The 16,762-nt window shown below is 68.5% G+C and carries 18 protein-coding genes; 12 read left to right on the top strand and 6 right to left on the bottom strand.

Annotated features, from left to right (window positions below; translation table 11 throughout):
* Nucleotides 1–3: 3 nt before the first annotated feature.
* Genes J0J01_RS07860 through J0J01_RS07870 form a run of 3 tightly spaced genes read right to left on the bottom strand, consistent with a single transcriptional unit; the run spans nt 4 to nt 2,661 of the window.
* Nucleotides 4–1,146, bottom strand: coding sequence for a thiolase family protein (locus tag J0J01_RS07860; protein WP_296379712.1), 1,143 nt, complete (start codon nt 1,144–1,146; stop codon nt 4–6).
* A gap of 1 nt (nt 1,147) precedes the next feature.
* Entirely contained in the window at nt 1,148–1,522 is a 375-nt protein-coding gene (locus tag J0J01_RS07865; RefSeq protein ID WP_296379713.1) for an OB-fold domain-containing protein, read from the bottom strand.
* The gene (locus J0J01_RS07870; RefSeq protein ID WP_296379714.1) at nt 1,522–2,661 is read right to left on the bottom strand and encodes an acyl-CoA dehydrogenase family protein; all 1,140 of its coding nucleotides are present in this window, start codon (nt 2,659–2,661) and stop codon (nt 1,522–1,524) included. Before J0J01_RS07870 ends, J0J01_RS07865 begins: the two co-directional genes overlap by 1 nt.
* Nucleotides 2,662–2,716: 55 nt before the next feature.
* Here J0J01_RS07870 and J0J01_RS07875 point away from each other — a divergent pair, with 55 nt between their 5' ends.
* The 12 genes from J0J01_RS07875 (at nt 2,717) to ychF (ending at nt 13,691) form a co-directional block, all read left to right on the top strand.
* On the top strand, nt 2,717–3,334 hold the full coding sequence (locus J0J01_RS07875) for a TetR family transcriptional regulator (RefSeq protein ID WP_296379715.1): 618 nt from the start codon (nt 2,717–2,719) through the stop codon (nt 3,332–3,334).
* A 13-nt stretch (nt 3,335–3,347) separates the two neighbouring features.
* A complete protein-coding gene (locus J0J01_RS07880; RefSeq protein WP_296379716.1) occupies nt 3,348–4,139 on the top strand; it encodes an SDR family oxidoreductase in 792 nt (263 codons plus the stop codon).
* Nucleotides 4,140–4,144: 5 nt separating this feature from the next.
* Nucleotides 4,145–4,918: a crotonase/enoyl-CoA hydratase family protein gene (locus J0J01_RS07885; protein ID WP_296379717.1), complete on the top strand. Its 774-nt coding sequence runs from the start codon at nt 4,145–4,147 to the stop codon at nt 4,916–4,918.
* Between the two features lie 25 nt (nt 4,919–4,943).
* Complete coding sequence (locus tag J0J01_RS07890; protein ID WP_296379718.1) at nt 4,944–6,506, top strand: AMP-binding protein; 1,563 nt, start codon at nt 4,944–4,946, stop codon at nt 6,504–6,506.
* A gap of 40 nt (nt 6,507–6,546) precedes the next feature.
* Nucleotides 6,547–8,019 (top strand): M81 family metallopeptidase, encoded by a 1,473-nt coding sequence (locus J0J01_RS07895; protein WP_296379719.1) that lies wholly within the window; start codon nt 6,547–6,549, stop codon nt 8,017–8,019.
* Nucleotides 8,016–8,480: a RidA family protein gene (locus J0J01_RS07900; protein WP_296379720.1), complete on the top strand. Its 465-nt coding sequence runs from the start codon at nt 8,016–8,018 to the stop codon at nt 8,478–8,480. The genes J0J01_RS07895 and J0J01_RS07900 overlap by 4 nt, the downstream gene beginning before the upstream one ends.
* 135 nt (nt 8,481–8,615) lie before the next feature.
* Nucleotides 8,616–9,509 carry a TauD/TfdA family dioxygenase gene (locus J0J01_RS07905; RefSeq protein ID WP_296379721.1) on the top strand — a complete coding sequence of 298 codons (894 nt, stop codon included), beginning with the start codon at nt 8,616–8,618 and terminating at the stop codon, nt 9,507–9,509.
* 131 nt (nt 9,510–9,640) lie between these two features.
* Nucleotides 9,641–9,943 carry a hypothetical protein gene (locus J0J01_RS07910; RefSeq protein WP_296379722.1) on the top strand — a complete coding sequence of 101 codons (303 nt, stop codon included), beginning with the start codon at nt 9,641–9,643 and terminating at the stop codon, nt 9,941–9,943.
* 225 nt (nt 9,944–10,168) lie between these two features.
* Nucleotides 10,169–11,101 carry a ribose-phosphate pyrophosphokinase gene (locus J0J01_RS07915; protein WP_296379723.1) on the top strand — a complete coding sequence of 311 codons (933 nt, stop codon included), beginning with the start codon at nt 10,169–10,171 and terminating at the stop codon, nt 11,099–11,101.
* 89 nt (nt 11,102–11,190) lie between these two features.
* On the top strand, nt 11,191–11,949 hold the full coding sequence (locus J0J01_RS07920; protein ID WP_296379724.1) for a 50S ribosomal protein L25/general stress protein Ctc: 759 nt from the start codon (nt 11,191–11,193) through the stop codon (nt 11,947–11,949).
* Between the two features lie 5 nt (nt 11,950–11,954).
* Nucleotides 11,955–12,578, top strand: coding sequence for an aminoacyl-tRNA hydrolase (gene pth, locus J0J01_RS07925; RefSeq protein WP_296379725.1), 624 nt, complete (start codon nt 11,955–11,957; stop codon nt 12,576–12,578).
* Nucleotides 12,579–12,593: 15 nt separating this feature from the next.
* Nucleotides 12,594–13,691 carry a redox-regulated ATPase YchF gene (gene ychF, locus J0J01_RS07930; protein ID WP_296379726.1) on the top strand — a complete coding sequence of 366 codons (1,098 nt, stop codon included), beginning with the start codon at nt 12,594–12,596 and terminating at the stop codon, nt 13,689–13,691.
* Nucleotides 13,692–13,826: 135 nt separating this feature from the next.
* On the opposite strand, the gene J0J01_RS07935 is transcribed toward ychF, so the two are convergent.
* The 3 genes from J0J01_RS07935 to nirD are packed head-to-tail and all read right to left on the bottom strand — an operon-like array spanning nt 13,827 to nt 16,760.
* On the bottom strand, nt 13,827–15,569 hold the full coding sequence (locus tag J0J01_RS07935) for a bifunctional protein-serine/threonine kinase/phosphatase (RefSeq protein ID WP_296379727.1): 1,743 nt from the start codon (nt 15,567–15,569) through the stop codon (nt 13,827–13,829).
* A 10-nt stretch (nt 15,570–15,579) separates the two neighbouring features.
* Nucleotides 15,580–16,419, bottom strand: a complete 840-nt coding sequence (locus J0J01_RS07940) for a formate/nitrite transporter family protein (protein ID WP_296379728.1) — start codon at nt 16,417–16,419, stop codon at nt 15,580–15,582.
* Nucleotides 16,419–16,760 carry a nitrite reductase small subunit NirD gene (gene nirD, locus J0J01_RS07945; protein ID WP_296379936.1) on the bottom strand — a complete coding sequence of 114 codons (342 nt, stop codon included), beginning with the start codon at nt 16,758–16,760 and terminating at the stop codon, nt 16,419–16,421. The genes J0J01_RS07940 and nirD overlap by 1 nt, the downstream gene beginning before the upstream one ends.
* Nucleotides 16,761–16,762 lie beyond the last annotated feature (2 nt).

The raw sequence follows: 16,762 nt of genomic DNA on the forward strand, positions 1-16,762 counted from the left end.
GACCTAGGCCTTCTGAAGCAGGTGGATGTAGCAAACAGCACCCACGCCGACCATGTGGGCGAGACCTGTGCGGGCGCCGCGATGCTGCCGCGCGCCGGCCTCGCCGCGAAGCTGCAGCACGATCTCGCCGATCTGGCCGACGCCGGTCGGGCCGATCGGATGGCCCATGGCGATCAGGCCGCCCGACGGATTGACGGCGCAACGTCCGCCGATCTCGAGCGCCCCTTCCTTCAGGAGATGCACGCCCTGGCCCTCGGGGCACAGGCCGATATTCTCGATGTAGTGCAGCTCCTCGACGGTGAAGGCGTCGTGCAGCTCGATGATGTCGAGATCCCGGGCCGAGATCTGCGCCTCCTGGAGCGCCAGCCCCGCGGTTTCCTTGGTCAGCACGGCGTCGAAGCCCTGCCCCGCCGGGTAGACCCGCTCGCTGCGCGCCGTCGAGCCGGCGACGCGAATCGCTCGCGACGCATCGAGGCCGAGACGTCGGATGCCGTCCTCCGACGCCACGATCGCGGCGGCGGCGCCCTCGCCCACCGGCGTGCATTGCAGCGCCGTCAGCGAGCCCGCGACCCGCTTGCCGCCCAGCACCTCGTCGAGCGTCCGTTCCTTCTGGCGCTGGGCGTTCCTGTTCTTCGCGCCGTTGCGATGGTTCTTGACCGCGACCCGCGCGATGTCCTCGAAGCTCACGCCGTGCCGATGTGCGTACTCGTTGGTCAGCAGCGAGAAATGCGTGAACTGGGCGATCGCGTCCTCGGCCAGGGCGTCGATGCCGGTGCTCTCTCGCCGCACCGGGTTGCGCTTGTCGACGCCGACTGCCAGCGCGACGTCGCTGATGCCGCTCGCGACCTCGATGCAGGCCTGGCGGAACGCGGTCGACCCCGAGGCCGAAGCGTTCTCGATATGGGCGATCGGCAGGCCAGTCGCGCCGAGATGGCGCAGCATCGGCCGTCCCACCGCCATGCCGAGCAGGGCCGTGGCGACATAGGCCGATTCGACGGCCGGCCACTCGATCGCCGCATCGGCCAGCGCCGCGCGGATCGCCGTGACCCCCAGGGTCACGTAGGGCGTCGGGCCGGGGTTCTGGTAGGGATGCCAGCCGATGCCGACTATGTAGACCGGACGCAGGTCCTTCAGGGTTCTGGCCATGTCAGCGCTCCGGCGCAAAGCGCAGGTCGCGCTTGCCATCCTCGACCGGCACGAGGGTCGCCTTCATCGCTGTGCCTGGCGCGATCGAGGGGGCGGGATCGACCAGCAGGGTGCGCACCACCGGCCCTTCCTCGAGCGCGATCTTGCCGATGGAGAAAGGCGCCGGCCGGGCCTTGTCGGCATGCAGGTGAACGACCGTCGAGGACAGCAGCGTGCCTCGGCCGCTCAGCGTCATCGGCTGCAGGTCGCCGCCGTGCCGGCCGCAGACCTCGCAGCCATGGGTCTGCATCGGGTAGAAGACGTGGCCGCAGGCGCAGCGACCGCCGAGCAGCGTGGCGGCCGGCGTGTACAGCGAGGGCTTCAGCAGCGCGTCCATCACAGGCTGCGCCCGATGATCTCTTTCATGATCTCGCTGGAGCCGCCGAAGATCCGGTTCACGCGGGCGTCGGCGTAGGCGCGGGCCACCGGGTACTCCCACATGTAGCCGTAGCCGCCATGGAGCTGCAGGCAGGTGTCGACGACGCGGCCGTAGGTCTCGGTCAGCCACAGCTTGCACATCGCCGCGGTCGGCACGTCGAGCGCGCCCTTCATGTGCAGGGCGGTGCAATGGTCGAGGAACACACGCGCGATCTTCACCTCGGTCTTGACCTCGGCCAGCTTGAAGCGGCTGTTCTGGAAGTCGATGATCGGCTTGCCGAACGCCTTGCGCTGCTTGGTGTAGTCGAGCGTCCAGCCCAGCACCGCCTCCATCGCGGCGACCGCGCCGATGCCGATCAGCAGCCGCTCGCGCGGCAGCTCCTGCATCAGGTAGGCGAAGCCGCGGCCTTCGTCGCCGAGCCGGTTGGACACCGGCACGCGCACCTGCTCGAAGAACAGCTCCGACGTGTCCTGCGCCCTGAGCCCGATCTTCTCGAGGTTGCGGCCGCGGCTGAAGCCCGGCCGGTCGGCCTCGACCAGGATCAAGCTGACGCCCTTGGCGCCCGCACCCGCCGTCGTGTCGGTCTTGCAGATCACGATGATCAAGTCGGCGTGCTGGCCGTTGGTGATGAAGGTCTTCTGGCCGGCGATGACGTAGTCGTCGCCGTCGCGCACCGCCATCGTGCGCACGCTTTGCAGGTCGCTGCCGGTGCCGGGCTCGGTCATGGCGATCGCGCCGACCGTCTCGCCGCTGGCCATCTGCGGCAGCCACTTCCGCTTCTGCTCCTCGCTGCCGTAATGGAGGATGTAGCGGGCGACGATGTCGGAATGCACGCGGAAGCCCGGCCCGGTGTACATGCCGCGCATCATCTCCTCGGTCATGATGCCGATGGTCAGGAAATCCGCGCCCGCGCCGCCATACTCGGCCGGGATGTCGGTCAGCAGCAGGCCGGCCTGGCCCGCCTTGCGCCACAGCTCGCGGCTGACCACGCCGTCCTTCTCCCACTGGGCGTGATAGGGCGCGATCTCCTTCTCGATGAAGCGCCGCGCGGTGGTGCGGAACTGGTCGTGCTCGCTGCCGTAGCTCAGGGCATCCATGGCGTTCCTCATATATTTGTTGATCAGCAAATAAGTTTTCTTTAAGCTCCTGTCAATGCCGATCGAAGCCACGCGCCGCAGGACCCAGGCCGAGCGACGGGAGGAGGCCGAAAGCGCCATCCTCGACGCCACGACGCGGCTGATCGCGGGGAAGGGCCTCGACGAGTTCACGCTGGCCGATGCGGGCGAGGCTGCCGGCTACAGCCGCGGCCTGCCGGCGCACTATTTCGGCTCCAAGGCCGACCTGCTGACCGCCGTCGGCGAGCACATCCGCCGCTGGTTCTTCACCGGTCTCGAGGCGCACCTGCAGACGCGGCGCGGGCTCGCCAACCTGCTGGCCGCCATCGATTTCTACTTCGAGGTCTGCGGCCGCGACCGCGCCATGGTGCTGGCGCTGCACACCCTGCTGGCCGGCGCCCTGAACAAGCCCACGCTGGCCGGGGCGGTCGCCAAGCTCAATCGCGAGTCGAAGCGCTCAGTCGAGGTTGCGCTGCGCGCCGGCATCGCCAATGGCGAGATCCGCCGTGCCATCGACGTCGACGCCTGGTCGATCCAGATCCTGGCGACGGTGCGCGGCATCATCGCCATGTGGCTGGTCGATCCCGACAGCATCGACCTGGCAGCGCAGCGCCGCACACTGGTGGCCGCGCTCAAGCGCGATCTCGCGCCTTAAGACAGAGGACACGATGGACGACATTCTCGATCTCGGCGGCAAGGCCGCGCTGGTCACCGGCGCGGGCCAGGGCGTCGGCCGGCAGATCGCCCTGCACTTCGCCGAGCACGGCGCGGCCGGCGTCGCGGTCAACGACTACTTTCCCGAGCGCGCGCAGCTCGTGGTCGACGAGATCGCGGCGTTGGGCGGCAAGGCGATCGCCGTGCCCGGCGACGTCACCGATCTCGGCGCGGTGAAGGCGATGGTGGGCAAGGCCGAGCAAGCTTTCGGGGCTGTCGACATCCTGGTGAACAACGCCGGCAACGCCGGCGCCAATCCCGATGCCGCGGCGCGCAAGCCGTTCTGGGAGACCGGTCCCGAAGCCTGGAACAGCTTCCTCGGCGTCAACCTGTATGGCGTGATCAACTGCGCCAGCGCCTGCATCCCGCCGATGATCGAGCGCAAGGGCGGCCGCATCATCACCATCATCTCCGATGCCGGCCGCATGGGCGAGGCGGGGCTGGAGGTCTATTCCGGCGCCAAGGCCGGCGCCGCGGGCTTCACGCGGGCGATCGCCCGCTCGCTCGGCCGCTACGGCATCACCGCCAACTGCATCGCCATCGCCGCCACCATGACGCCGGCGATCGAGGGACGGCTCAGGGCCAATCCCGACGTGCTGAAGAAGATGATGGAGAAGTACGTCATCCGCCGCCCCGGCCAGCCGGGCGACGTCGCCAACATGGCGCTGTTCCTCGCGTCGGGCGCCAGCACCTGGATCACCGGCCAGACCTATCCGGTCAATGGCGGCTTCTCCTTCGCGATGTGATGACCATGAGCGCCCCTCCGAGCCAACGCATTCACACCGAGCGGCGCGGCCACGTCCTGCTCATCACCATCAACCGGCCGGAGGCGAAGAACGCCTTCGATTCGGTCTCGGCGCAGGCGATGCACGCGGCGATGGACCTGCTCGACGCCACCGACGAGCTGTTCGTCGGCGTGATCTCCGGCGCCGGCGGCACCTTCTCGGCCGGCGCCGACCTCAAGGCGGTGGCGCGCGGCGAGCGCGCGGTGACCGCACGCGGCGGCTTCGGCATGTTCAGGCGGCCCTCGCGCAAGCCGCTGATCGCCGCGGTCGAGGGCTATGCCGTGGGCGGCGGGCTGGAACTCTGCCTGTCGTGCGACCTGATCGTGGCGGCGCGCGACGCGAAGATGGGCCTGCCCGAGGTGCGCCACAACGTGGCGGCGGTCGGCGGCGGGCTGTTCCGCCTGCCGCGACGCATCCCCTATCATGTCGCCATGGAGCTGGCGTTGACCGGCGGGTTTCAAGACGCGGCGTTCTTCCAGCGCCACGGCTTGGTGAACCGCATCGCCGAACCGGGCGAGGCGCTGGCCGACGCGCTCGCGCTCGCCGAGCTGCTGCTGGTCAACGGCCCGACGGCGCTTGCCGCCTCCAAGGAGATCATCTTCCAATCGGCCAACTGGACCGACGAGGCGGCGTGGACCGAGCAGGCGCCGATCGCGGCGATCGCCTTCGAGGCCGAGGACCGCGCCGAAGGCCTGCGCGCCTTCGCCGAGAAGCGAAAGCCGGTCTGGAAGGGCCGCTAAAGACAACGCTGCGGGAGGAACGACGATGAACGACAGCATCCGCCAGGCACCGACCACGGTCACCATCACCTTGCGCGCCCTCGCCCGCTTCCCCGAACGCCGTGCCTTCGTGTGGGACGGCGGGATGCTGAGCTACCGCGAGACCTACGATCTGATCGGCCGCCTGCAGGCCGCCATGACGGCGGCCGGCCTGCACAAGGGCCAGACCGCGGCCTTCCTCAGCGCCAACTCGGCCGTGACCTGGTGCGCCGGCGTGGCCGCCCAGGGACTGGGCCTGGTGATCACTTGGCTGCACCCGCTGGGCTCCCTCGCCGACCATCTCGACGTGATCGAGGACGCCGAGGCCTGCGCCCTGGTGGTCGATCCGCTGACCCACGCCGAGCGCGGCCGCGATCTCGCGGCGCGGGCGCCGCGCCTCGAGACCGCGCTCACCATGGGCAAGGCCGATTTCGGCCGCGACCTGTTGGCCGCCGCCCGGATGATCGGCACCGCGAGCCCGGTCGATCTCGCCTCGGCCGACGACTACGGCATCATCAATTACACCGGCGGCACGACCGGCAAGTCCAAGGGGGCGATCCGCCGCCATCGCGCGCTCAGCAACGGCACGCAGGCGATTTCCGCCGACTTCGAGTTCCCCGCGACGCCGCGCTATCTCGCGGCGGCACCGATCACCCATGTCTCGGGCTCCAAGGTGCTGCCGACGCTGGTGCGTGGCGGCGAGGTCCATCTGCTGAAGGGCTTCGATCCGGAGACGTTCCTGGCCACCATCGAGCGCGAGAAGATCAATACGACGCTCATGGTGCCGACCATGATCTACGTGATGCTCGATCATCCGAAGCTCGACAGGACCGACCTGTCGTCGCTCGAGCTGCTGCTCTACGGCGCCTCGCCGATGTCGCCGACGCGGCTGGTCGAAGGGCTGGAGCGGATCGGGCCGGTGTTCAGCCAGCTCTACGGCCAGACCGAATGCTATCCGGTGAGCGTGCTGCGCAAGAGCGACCACGATCCGCGCCGGCCCGAGCTGTTCGCCTCCTGCGGCTTCCCGCTCGCCTCGGTCTCGGTGAGCTTGCGCGACGGCGACGACAACGAGGTCAAGCCCGGCGAGCCGGGCGAGATCTGCGTGCGCTCCAACCACACGATGGAGAAGTACTGGAAGCGCCCGGAGCAGACCGCCGAGACGCTCAGGAACGGCTGGCTGCACACCGGCGATATCGCCCGCGCCGACGCGCGCGGCTACCTCTACATCGTCGACCGCAGCAAGGACATGATCGTGTCGGGCGGCTTCAACATCTACCCGCGCGAGGTCGAGGACGTGATCTCGTCCCATCCCGACGTCGCCATGGTGGCGGTGATCGGCGTGCCGCACGAGAAGTGGGGCGAGGCGGTCACCGCGCTGGTCGTCGCCAAGCCCGGCGCGAAGCCTGCGCCCGAAGCGCTGATGCAGCTGGTCAAGGACCGCAAGGGCGGCACTCACGCGCCCAAGCAGGTCGAGTTCGTCGAAGCCCTGCCGCTCACCGCCGTCGGCAAGGTCGACAAGAAGGTTCTCCGCGCGAAATACTGGGCCGGCCGCGAGCGCATGGTGAGCTGACTCGGTTCGCAAGAACCCGAAAGCCGTCTACAGTCGGCGGATGAGCAAGAAGATCTTCACCGCCTGTCTCGGCACCGAGACCAACACCTTCGCCTCCATCCCCACCGGCCTTCAGCTGTTCGAGGAGACCTGCCTTTACCGCAAGGGCAGCTACGGCAAGGACTTCCCCATGTTCGGTGCGCCGCTCGCGGTCTGGCGCCAGCGCAGCGAGGCCAAGGGCTGGACCGTGGTCGAGAGCCTGTGCGCCTTCGCCATGCCGGCCGGCAAGACGGTGAAGAAGGTCTACGAGGCGTTCCGCGACGAGATCGTCGCCGACCTCAAGGCCGCCATGCCGGTCGACGCCGTGTTCCTGTCCTGCCACGGCGCCATGGTCGCCGAGGGCTACGACGACTGCGAAAGCGACCTGCTCGCCCATGTCCGCAAGGTGGTCGGCCCGAACGTGCCGGTCGGCGTCGAGCTCGATCTCCATTGCAACATCGGCGAAGGCACGATGCGCGACGCCACCGCGCTGGTGCTGTTCAAGGAATATCCGCACGTCGACGTCTCGGAGCGCGCCGAGGACCTGTTCAACGTCATGGAAGGCGCCATCGAGGGCCGCACCAGGCCGGTGATGGCGACCTTCGACTGCCGCATGATCGGCGTGTTCCACACCACCCGCCAGCCGATGCGCGGCTTCGTCGACAAGCTGCAGGCGATGGAGGGCAAGGACGGCGTGCTGTCGCTGTCGGTCGCGCACGGCTTCCCGTGGTCGGACATCAAGGAGATGAGCAGCCGCATCATCGCCATCACCGACGGCGACAAGGCCAAGGCCGAGACGCTCGCGAAGGAGCTCGGCCTGGAGTTCTTCGGCATGCGCGACAAGACGCAGCCGCCTTACGTCACCCTGGACGTGGCGATGGCGCGCGTGAGCTCGCACAACCTGCCCAAGCCGATGGTGCTGGCCGACGTGTCGGACAATGCCGGCGGCGGCGCCGCCTCCGACTCGACCTTCATCCTGCAGGCCCTGCTCGACCGCAAGGTGAAGGACGCGGCGATCGCGATGTTCTGGGATCCGGGGGCGGTGAAGCTCGCCTTCGAGGTCGGCGAGGGCGCCGAGCTCGACATCCGGTTGGGCGGCAAGCTCGGGCCGCAGTCGGGCCCGCCGATCGACGCCCGCGCCAAGGTGCTGGCGCTCGGCCGCGAGATCACCGTGCATTTCGGCGGCAACCGCAAGGGCGTCGGCAATATCGGCGACGCCGCGGCGCTGCAGATCGACGGCGTGACGGTGATCGTCAACACCAAGCGCAGCCAGTGCCACAGCCTGGAATGCTTCACCAAGCTCGGCGTCGATCCCTCGACCAAGAAGGTCGTGGTGGTGAAGTCGATGCAGCACTTCCACGCCGCCTACGCGCCGATCGCCAGCGAGGTGGTCTATGTCGCAGCACCCGGCGCGCTGATGCCGGACTGGTCGCTGCTGCCCTACACCAAGGCCGACAAGACGCAGTGGCCGTTCGTGGCCAATCCACACCAATGAAGGCGTCATTGCTGCTCGGCGCCGCAGCGCTGCTGTTGTCGGCGCCCGCCGTCGCCCAGACCTCGCCCAACGGCGTCAAGGCGATCAGCCCGCCCGGCGCGCCCAAGCCTGTCGGCGCCTGGGGTCTCGGCTCGCGCGCCGGCGATCTCGTGTTCATGGCCGGGATGCAGGGCTTCGGCCCGGACGGCAAGCTGCCGCCGGATCCCGAGACGCGCATCCGCCAGGCCTTCCTCAACATCAAGGCGCTCGCGGCGTCCGAAGGGGCCAGCCTGCACGATTGCGTGCGCGTCACCGTCTATCTCAGCGACCTGCATCGCTATGCCGGCATCGTCGACAAGGTGCAGGCGGAGCTGTGGGGCAACCCGCCCTATCCGCCCCGCACCATGGTGGAGGTGCAGCGCCTGTTCGACGACGACATCATCGAGGTCGACACGGTCTTCTATGCGCCGGTGAAGAAGTAGAAGGCGCAACCTCCCGAGCCATGGTGGCGTTCAAACGACACCAGGCCACTACAGCTAAGCCTGTCCCACCTGATGATCCAACGGAGTACCCCCGCCTGACCGGCGGTGGTGCTCTTTTTGTGGGATAATGGTGCCATGGCCCAGATGGACTGGCGCACCGCGGCCATCGAACGCGGCCTCGAGGTCACCGACCTCGCCGAGCATGTCGGCACCGAGATCGGCGGCCTCGACCTGGACGACGACCACGACGAGGCGCTGGTCGCCCTTGTCCGCGCTGCGTGCGTGGAGCGAACGCTGCTGCTGTTCCGCGGCCAGACCGATCTTACGCCCGCGGCCTATCTCGCGTTCGCGCAGCGCTTCGGCGGTCGCCCGGACCTCCATTCCCTGCGCCACTACTGCCTGCCCGACCATCACGAGATCTTCGTCGTCGGCAACGTGCATGAGCGGGATACCAAGACGGGCTCGCCGAAGGTCGGGCTGAACTGGCACACCGACCACTATCACTTGCCCGAGCCCGGCCTGTTCACCTACCTGCACGCCATCGAGGTGCCGCCGGGCCAGGGCGATACGCGCTACGCCAACGGCATCGCCGCCTACGAGGCCCTGCCGGCCGACAAGCGCGCCGAGATCGAGGGGCTGAAAGTGCTGCACAGCCGGGCGCGCCTGTTCAAGAACCTGTTCCCCGAGGCGACCGAAGCGGAGCTGGAGGCCGAGCGGCGCAGGATCCCCGACGTCGTCCATCCGCTGGTGCGCACCCATCCGGAGATCGGCAAGCGCGGCCTCTATCTCGGCGGCGAATGGGGCTCCTGCATCGACGGCCTGGACGCCGGCCGCGCGCAGGCGCTCTACGACGAGCTGCTGCAGCACATGATCCAGGACCGCTTCTGCTACCGGCACCGCTGGCAGGCGGGCGACGTGCTGATGTCGGACAACCGCTGCTCGATGCATCGTGCGAGCGAATGGGACGAGGCGGCTTACGTCCGCCGCCTGCATCGCATCATCATGATCGACAGCAAGGCGCCTTACTGAGCCGCGGGTAACTTACTTCTTCGCGCGTAACATCACGCGAATTTCGAATGCGCTACGAAAGATCAATTCGTTCGTACGCGTGCAATCCGCCACCACCTGCAGAGCCTCACACCTGTGGAGGTTCTGTCTCAATGCTCACACACTCCCTGCGTCATGCCGCGGCCGCCCTCTCGGCCGCGGTGCTGGCGGTCGGCCTCGCCGGCCCGGTCTTCGCCCAGGCGCCGAAGGGCGATTTGGCCGAATGCCAGCGCCTGCACGGCCTGTGGTCGCGCTACAACGGCACGTCCGCCTACGGAAAGATGGCGGGCGCCGACGTCGCCCTCGAGGAATGCCGCAAGGGCAACATCGAGGCCGGCATCGCCGACCTCAAGCGGACGCTCCAGCGGTCCAACATCCCGCTGCCGCCGTCGGAGGCCGCCACGGCGCCACGCTAACCGCCTCCGCCGAGGCTCAAGGCCGCCCTCTCCGGGGGCGGCCTTTTTGCCAAAACCCATTCTGTCCGGCATCGCCCGCGCTCGTATTTCCGCCCATCCGGGCGGAAATCGCGCAGACCAGTCGCGATATTTCAGCCGGTTTACAGGTTCCGGGCCGGCTGATATGGTCCGCCCGCATTTACGGCCGGGGGCGGCCGTTTCTCATTTGAGATCAACGGCTTAGCCATGAAAATCTTGACCGGTAACAGCAACAGGCCGCTGGCGGAAGCCATTGCCGCCAAGCTTGCCCTGCCCCTGGTCAAGGCGAACATCCGCCGTTTCTCCGACAACGAGATCTTCGTCGAGATCCTGGAGAACGTCCGCGGCGAGGACGTGTTCGTCATCCAGTCGACCAGCTACCCGGCCAACGACCATCTGATGGAGCTGCTGATCACCATCGATGCGCTGCGCCGCGCCTCGGCACGCCGCATCACCGCGGTGATGCCCTACTACGGCTATGCGCGGCAGGACCGCAAGACCGCAGGCCGCACGCCGATCTCGGCCAAGCTGGTGGCCAACCTGATCACCCATGCCGGCGCCCATCGCGTGCTGACGCTCGACCTGCATGCCGAGCAGATCCAGGGCTTCTTCGACATCCCGGTCGACAACCTCTATGCCGGCCCGGTGTTCTCCAAGGAGATCAAGGAGACGCTGGCCAACCGCAGCCTGACCGTGGTGTCGCCCGACACCGGCGGCGTGGTGCGCGCGCGGGCGATCGCCAAGCGGGTCGACGCCGACCTCGCGATCATCGACAAGCGGCGCGAGCGCGCCGGCGTCAGCGAGGTCATGAACGTGATCGGCGACGTCAAGGATCGCGACTGCATCCTGATGGACGACATCGTCGATTCGGCGGGCACGCTGTGCAACGCCGCGGTCGCGCTGATGGACCAGGGCGCGAAGTCGGTCTGTGCCTACGCCACCCACGGTGTGCTGTCGGGCGGCGCGGTGGCGCGCGTGGCCGCCTCGCCGATCGAGAAGATGGTGATCACCGATTCGATCATGCCGACCGAAGCGGTGCGCATCTCGCCCAACGTGCGGCCGCTGTCGGTCGCGCCCTTGATGGCCGAGGCGATGAAGCGCATCTCCGACGAGACGTCGGTGTCGAGCCTGTTCAATTAGAAGGAATTCACGGGATCCGGCGATAGGCACCCCTGGAGGCCACGCCGCGATGAAGAGAGAGCAACAGCAAACCTTTAGGAGAAGTTGAAATGGCAGAGACGACCAAGGTCGTCGCGAAGAAGCGGGACCGGGCCGGCAAAGGGGGCGCCCGTTCCAGCCGTCGCGATGGACTGATTCCCGCCGTGATCTACGGCGACAAGCAAGCCCCTGTGATGATCGCGGTCGACCCCACGTCGGTCGAGCGCGTGATGCTTCGCGAGGGCTTCTTCAATCACCGCCTCCAGATCGACGTCGAGGGCACGACCATCGACGCCCTGCCGCGCGACGTGCAGGTCGATCCGGTGACGGACAAGCCTCTGCATCTCGACTTCCTGCGCATCGGACCCGATTCGATCATCACCGTGCAGGTGCCCGTGCACTTCCGCAACGAAGCGGCGGCGCCCGGCATCAAGCGCGGCGGCGTGCTCAACGTCGTCATGCACGAGATCACCGTGCGCACCAAGCCGGCCAGCATCCCCGAGTATTTCGAGGTCGACCTGACCGGGCTCGAGATCGGCCATTCGATCCACATGTCGACGCTGAACATCCCCGCCGATGTGCGCGTCGTGACCCGCGAGAAGGACCCGACGGTGGCCACGATTGCGGCGCCGACGGTGGTTCGCGAGGCGGCGGCCCAGGCGGCGGCGGATGCCGCGGCGGCGGCCAGCGGCGCTCCGGCGGCCGAGGGTGCGGCTCCGGCGACGGGTGCAGCCCCGGCAGCGGGTGCGGCTCCGGCGGGCGGCGCGGCTCCGGCAGCGGGTGCCGCTCCGGCAGCGGGCGGCAAGGCTCCGGCTCCGGCGAAGAAGTAAGCCTCGTGCTCCTGCTGGTCGGGCTCGGCAACCCCGGGCCACGCTACGCGGGGCATCGGCACAATGTGGGGTTCATGGCGGTGGACGAGATCGTCCACCGCCGTGTCTTTTCACCGTGGCGCTCGCGCTTTCACGGCGAGGTGGCGGAAGGCCATCTCGGCGGCGAACGCACGATCGTGCTGAAGCCGATGACCTTCATGAACGAGTCGAGCAGGGCGGTCGGCGAGGCGGTGCGCTTCCTCAAGGTGCCGCTCGATCGCGTCGTGGTGTTCCACGACGAGCTCGACATCGCGCCCGGCCGGGTGCGCATGAAGAAGGGCGGCGGCGCCGGCGGCCACAACGGCCTGCGCGACATCGACGCCCATGTCGGCAACGACTATCGCCGGGTGCGGATCGGCATCGGCCATCCTGGGCACAAGGACCTGGTGCTGCACTGGGTGCTGCGCAACTTCGAGCCGGACGAGACCGATTCGAAGGACGGCTGGGTCCCCAAGGTGCTGCACGCGCTGGCCGAGGAATCGGCGCTGCTGGTCGAGGGCGGCGCCAAGGGCGACGAGAAATACATGAGCCGGGTGGCGCATCTCGCGCCGCCTCCCGATCTCCCGGCGAGACTGAACCTTAAAGATTAGGCGTTAAGACGAGTCATGGGCTTCAATTGCGGCATCGTCGGCCTGCCCAATGTCGGCAAGTCGACCCTGTTCAACGCGCTGACCGCCACCCAGGCGGCGCAGGCGGCGAACTATCCCTTCTGCACCATCGAGCCGAATATCGGCCGCGTCGCGGTGCCCGATCCGCGGCTCGACAAGCTGGCGGCGATCGCGAGCTCCGCCAAGATCGTGGCGACGCAGCTCGAGTTCGTCGACATCGCCGGCCTGGTCAAGGGTGCCTCGAAGGGCGAGGGCCTCGGCAACCAGTTCCTCGGCAACATCCGCGAGGTCGATGCAATCGCCCACGTGCTGCGCTGCTTCGAGGACGGCGATGTGACCCACGTCTCGGGCAGCGTCGATCCGGTGCGCGACGCCGAGATCGTCGAGACCGAGCTGATGCTGGCCGACCTCGACAGCCTCGAGAAGCGCCTGCCCAACCTCGAGAAACGCGGCAAGGGCGGCGACAAGGAAGCCGCCGCCGAGGTGCCGGTCGTCAAGAAGGCGCTCGACGCGCTGCACGACGGCAAGGCCGCGCGCGAGGCCGCGATCACCGCCGAGGAGCGGCCGATCTTCGCCCGCCTGCAGCTCATCACCGCCAAGCCGATGATGTACGTGCTGAACGTCGAGGAGGCCTCGGCCGCGTCGGGCAACGCCCACAGCGCCAAGGCCGCCGAATGGGCCAAGGGCCGCGGCATCCAGAGCGTCGTGATCTCGGCGGCGATCGAGGCCGAGGTGGCGCAGCTACCGGCCGAAGAGCAGGGCGAGTATCTCTCCTCCCTCGGCCTGAAGGAGACCGGCCTGGCCCGCGTCGTGCGCGCGGGCTACGCGCTCTTGGACCTGGTGACCTTCTTCACCGTCGGCCCCAAGGAGGCGAAGGCCTGGACCGTACGCCGCGAGGCCAAGGCGCCCGAGGCGGCCGGCGTGATCCACACCGACTTCGAGAAGGGCTTCATCCGCGCCGAGACCATCGCCTACGACGACTACGTCGTGCTGAACGGCGAGGCCGGCGCGCGCGATGCCGGCAAGCTGCGGCTCGAGGGCAAGGACTACGCCGTGAAGGACGGCGACGTCTTCCACTTCCGCTTCAACGTCTGATGCTGAGGGCGCGCCGCGGAAGGGGCGCGTCATGATCATTCGGACCGCGGGCCTCCAGGCCCGCTCAGGACTCATGAGGCGGACCTGGAGGTCCGCGGTCCAAAGACGCGCCACTGGAGTGGCGCGCCTCCAGTTTTAGAGCGCTCGCATCGCCAGCACGGCGGCGAGCACCACGGCCAGCACGACACTCAGGCCCTTCCAGAACAGCAGCGGGTTGCGCTCGATCAGCGGCGCGCGGGCGGCGCGCAGGAAGGCCTCGTTGGGCCGCTTAAGGTCGGCCACGAACTCCGACAGGTCCTCGTAGCGCTTGGCCGGATCGGGATGGACGGCCTTGCGCAGCGCGCCATCGATCCAGGCCGGGATCTCCCGCTCGCCGTCGAGCGCGGAGACGTAGCGCGCGGCGCGCTGCTGGCCGCGCGTGCGGGCACGCGCCATCTCGGCGCCGTAGGGCAGCCGGCCGGTCAGCATCTGGTAGGCGATGACGCCGAGCGAGAACTGGTCGGAGGCCGCCGTGCCGCCCTCGCCCAGGAAGTACTCGGGCGCGGTGTACTGGATCGCGCCCGGTACGGCGATGCGCTCGGCGCCGCCCGCGGTCTCGGCAACACCCGCCACCTGGACCGAGCCGAAGTCGATGATCTTCACCGTGCCGGTGCGGTCGACCATGACGTTCTCCGGCCTGAGGTCGCGATGCAGCATCTCGCGGCGGTGAAAGGCGCGCAGGCCGCGCGCGATCTGCTCGACGATGCCGCGCACCCTGTCGGCGTCGGGCCGGGGGTTGTCGACCATCCACTGCGCCAGCGTGCGGCCGTCGACATACTCGGTCACCGCGTATAGGTAGCTGCGCTTGCGCGACTGCGGCGACGGCCGCAGCACGTGCGCATTGTCGATCCGCCGCGCGATCCATTCCTCGAGCATGAACTGGCGCAGATAGGCCGGCTCGTCGCGCAGCTCGATCGACGGGATCTTGAGCGCCACCGTCGCGCCGTCGCCGCCGCCCCCATCGCCATCGACGGCGAGATAGACGTGGCTGCGGCTGTTGGCGTGGAGCTGCCGCACGATGCGGTAGCCGTCGATCACCTCGCGCGGCTGCAGCAGCGGCGGCAGCGGCAGCGCACCGGCCTGGCCGACGATCTCGTCGGCCTCGCCGTCGGGCAGGTCCTCGACCCGCAGGATCTGGACGGTGAGGTTGTCGGCGCTGCCCTGCTCCATTGCCTCGCCGACGATCGCCCGTGCCGCCGCGTCGAGGTCGCCGGCATGGGTATGGAGGCGCGCCGCCATCGCCGGCCCGGCGACGTGCTCGTACACGCCGTCGGTCACCTGCATCAGCACGTCGCCCTTCTGCAGGGCCAGCGAGCGGTAGTCGATGTCGACCTGGGCGCTCGCCCCCAACGCCCGGCCGAGATAGACCTCCTCCGACGACAGCACCACGCGATGGTCCTCGGTGAGCTGCTCGAGCGCGTTGCCGACCAGGCGGTAGATGCGCGAATCGCCGACATGGAACAGGTGCGCAGTGGTCGACTTCACCACGACCGCGCTGAAGGTGCAGACATAGCCGCGGTCGCGGTCCGCACCCAGCCGGCCACGCCGGGTCTGGGCATAGAGCCAGGAATTGGTGGCGTCGATCACGCGCTGCGCCGAGGTCCTCACCGACCACGCCTCGGAGGTGCAGTAGTAATCGGTCAGGAAGCCCTTGACCGCCGATTCGCTGGCCTCGCGGCTCACCGGGCTGCTGCTGATGCCGTCGGCCAGCGCCACCGCGATGCCCTTGCTGCCGAGCAGCGGCGCGCCCGGGATCATGGCGCCGTGGAAGTCCTGGTTGGACTCCTTGCGGCCCTTGTCGGAGTGCTGGCCGATCGAGATCCTGAGCTCGCGCGCCATCCGCGCGCGATCAGTCGGCGTCGGCCAACACGCCGCGCGCCGCCAGTGTGCGCTTCGGCGCGGTGCGGACGTGCGTGGCATAGAGCGTAAGCCCGGTGAAGGCCAGCCCGCCGACCAGGTTGCCGATCACCGTCGGGATCTCGTTCCAGAACAGGTAGTCGACCACCGTGAAGTGACCGCCCAGAAGCAGTCCCGCCGGGAACAGGAACATGTTCACGATCGAGTGCTCGAAGGTCATGGCGAAGAACAGCATGATCGGCATCCACATGGCGATCACCTTGCCGGGAACGGTGGTGGAGATCATCGCGCCGACGACGCCCGCGGAGACCATCCAGTTGCACAGCATGCCGCGGACGAACAGCGTCAGCATGCCCGCGGTGCCGTGCGCGGCATAGCCCACGGTGCGGCTTTCGCCGATATGGCCGAGCGCCACGCCGACCTTGTCGGGCGGCGAGGAGAAACCGAAGGTGCAGACGATCGCCGCCATCACCGCGACGGTGAAGGCCCCGCCGAAGTTGCCGATGAACACCAGCCCCCAGTTGCGCAGCACGCCGTTCAGCGTCACACCCGGGCGCCTGTCGATCAGGGCGAGCGGACACAGGACGAACACGCCGGTCAACAGGTCGAAGCCGAACAGATAGAGCATGCTGAAGCCGACGGGAAACAGCAGCGCCCCGATGATCGGCTGGCCGGTGTTGACGCTCATCGTGACGGCGAACCAGGCCGCCAGGGTCAGCATGGCGCCCGCCATGTAGGCACGGATCACGGTGTCGCGGGTCGACATGAAGATCTTCGACTCGCCCGCGTCGACCATCTTGGTCACGAACTCCGAAGGCGCCAGATAGGCCATTACGAACTCCCCTTTTCCTCGTCGGTGAACAGCAGGCTGAGAAACACGCGGCCGTCCTCCAGCCGCACCGGATGGCGGCGGACGCAGCCCTTGTCGGCGCCGGTCGCCTCGCCGTCGGCGAGGCCGATGACCCAGTTGTGCAAGGGGCAGGTGACGTGGCGGCCGTGCACGATGCCCTCGCTGAGCGGCCCGCCCTTGTGCGGACAGCGGTCGTCGAGGGCGAAGACCTCGTCGGCGGCGGTGCGGAACAGCGCGATGCGGCCGCGCGGCGTGCGCACCACGCGGCAGCCGCGGCTGGGGATGTCGGCCAGCGCGCAGATCTCGACCCAGGGCATGGCGATAG

It is taken from the genome of Reyranella sp., assembly GCF_017305915.1.
GTDB lineage: Bacteria > Pseudomonadota > Alphaproteobacteria > Reyranellales > Reyranellaceae > Reyranella.

What these genes read in the sequence shown, in the direction of transcription:
- J0J01_RS07885 (WP_296379717.1), top strand. Translation starts at nt 4,145, where the DNA reads ATGAGCGCCCCTCCGAGCCAACGCATTCACACCGAGCGGCGCGGCCAC.
- J0J01_RS07900 (WP_296379720.1), top strand. Translation starts at nt 8,016, where the DNA reads ATGAAGGCGTCATTGCTGCTCGGCGCCGCAGCGCTGCTGTTGTCGGCG.
- J0J01_RS07920 (WP_296379724.1), top strand. Translation starts at nt 11,191, where the DNA reads ATGGCAGAGACGACCAAGGTCGTCGCGAAGAAGCGGGACCGGGCCGGC.
- J0J01_RS07865 (WP_296379713.1), bottom strand. Translation starts at nt 1,522, where the DNA reads ATGGACGCGCTGCTGAAGCCCTCGCTGTACACGCCGGCCGCCACGCTG.
- J0J01_RS07875 (WP_296379715.1), top strand. Translation starts at nt 2,717, where the DNA reads ATGCCGATCGAAGCCACGCGCCGCAGGACCCAGGCCGAGCGACGGGAG.
- J0J01_RS07910 (WP_296379722.1), top strand. Translation starts at nt 9,641, where the DNA reads ATGCTCACACACTCCCTGCGTCATGCCGCGGCCGCCCTCTCGGCCGCG.
- J0J01_RS07880 (WP_296379716.1), top strand. Translation starts at nt 3,348, where the DNA reads ATGGACGACATTCTCGATCTCGGCGGCAAGGCCGCGCTGGTCACCGGC.
- J0J01_RS07915 (WP_296379723.1), top strand. Translation starts at nt 10,169, where the DNA reads ATGAAAATCTTGACCGGTAACAGCAACAGGCCGCTGGCGGAAGCCATT.
- J0J01_RS07895 (WP_296379719.1), top strand. Translation starts at nt 6,547, where the DNA reads ATGAGCAAGAAGATCTTCACCGCCTGTCTCGGCACCGAGACCAACACC.
- J0J01_RS07940 (WP_296379728.1), bottom strand. Translation starts at nt 16,419, where the DNA reads ATGGCCTATCTGGCGCCTTCGGAGTTCGTGACCAAGATGGTCGACGCG.
- J0J01_RS07870 (WP_296379714.1), bottom strand. Translation starts at nt 2,661, where the DNA reads ATGGATGCCCTGAGCTACGGCAGCGAGCACGACCAGTTCCGCACCACC.
- J0J01_RS07935 (WP_296379727.1), bottom strand. Translation starts at nt 15,569, where the DNA reads ATGGCGCGCGAGCTCAGGATCTCGATCGGCCAGCACTCCGACAAGGGC.
- ychF (WP_296379726.1), top strand. Translation starts at nt 12,594, where the DNA reads ATGGGCTTCAATTGCGGCATCGTCGGCCTGCCCAATGTCGGCAAGTCG.
- J0J01_RS07905 (WP_296379721.1), top strand. Translation starts at nt 8,616, where the DNA reads ATGGCCCAGATGGACTGGCGCACCGCGGCCATCGAACGCGGCCTCGAG.
- J0J01_RS07890 (WP_296379718.1), top strand. Translation starts at nt 4,944, where the DNA reads ATGAACGACAGCATCCGCCAGGCACCGACCACGGTCACCATCACCTTG.
- J0J01_RS07860 (WP_296379712.1), bottom strand. Translation starts at nt 1,146, where the DNA reads ATGGCCAGAACCCTGAAGGACCTGCGTCCGGTCTACATAGTCGGCATC.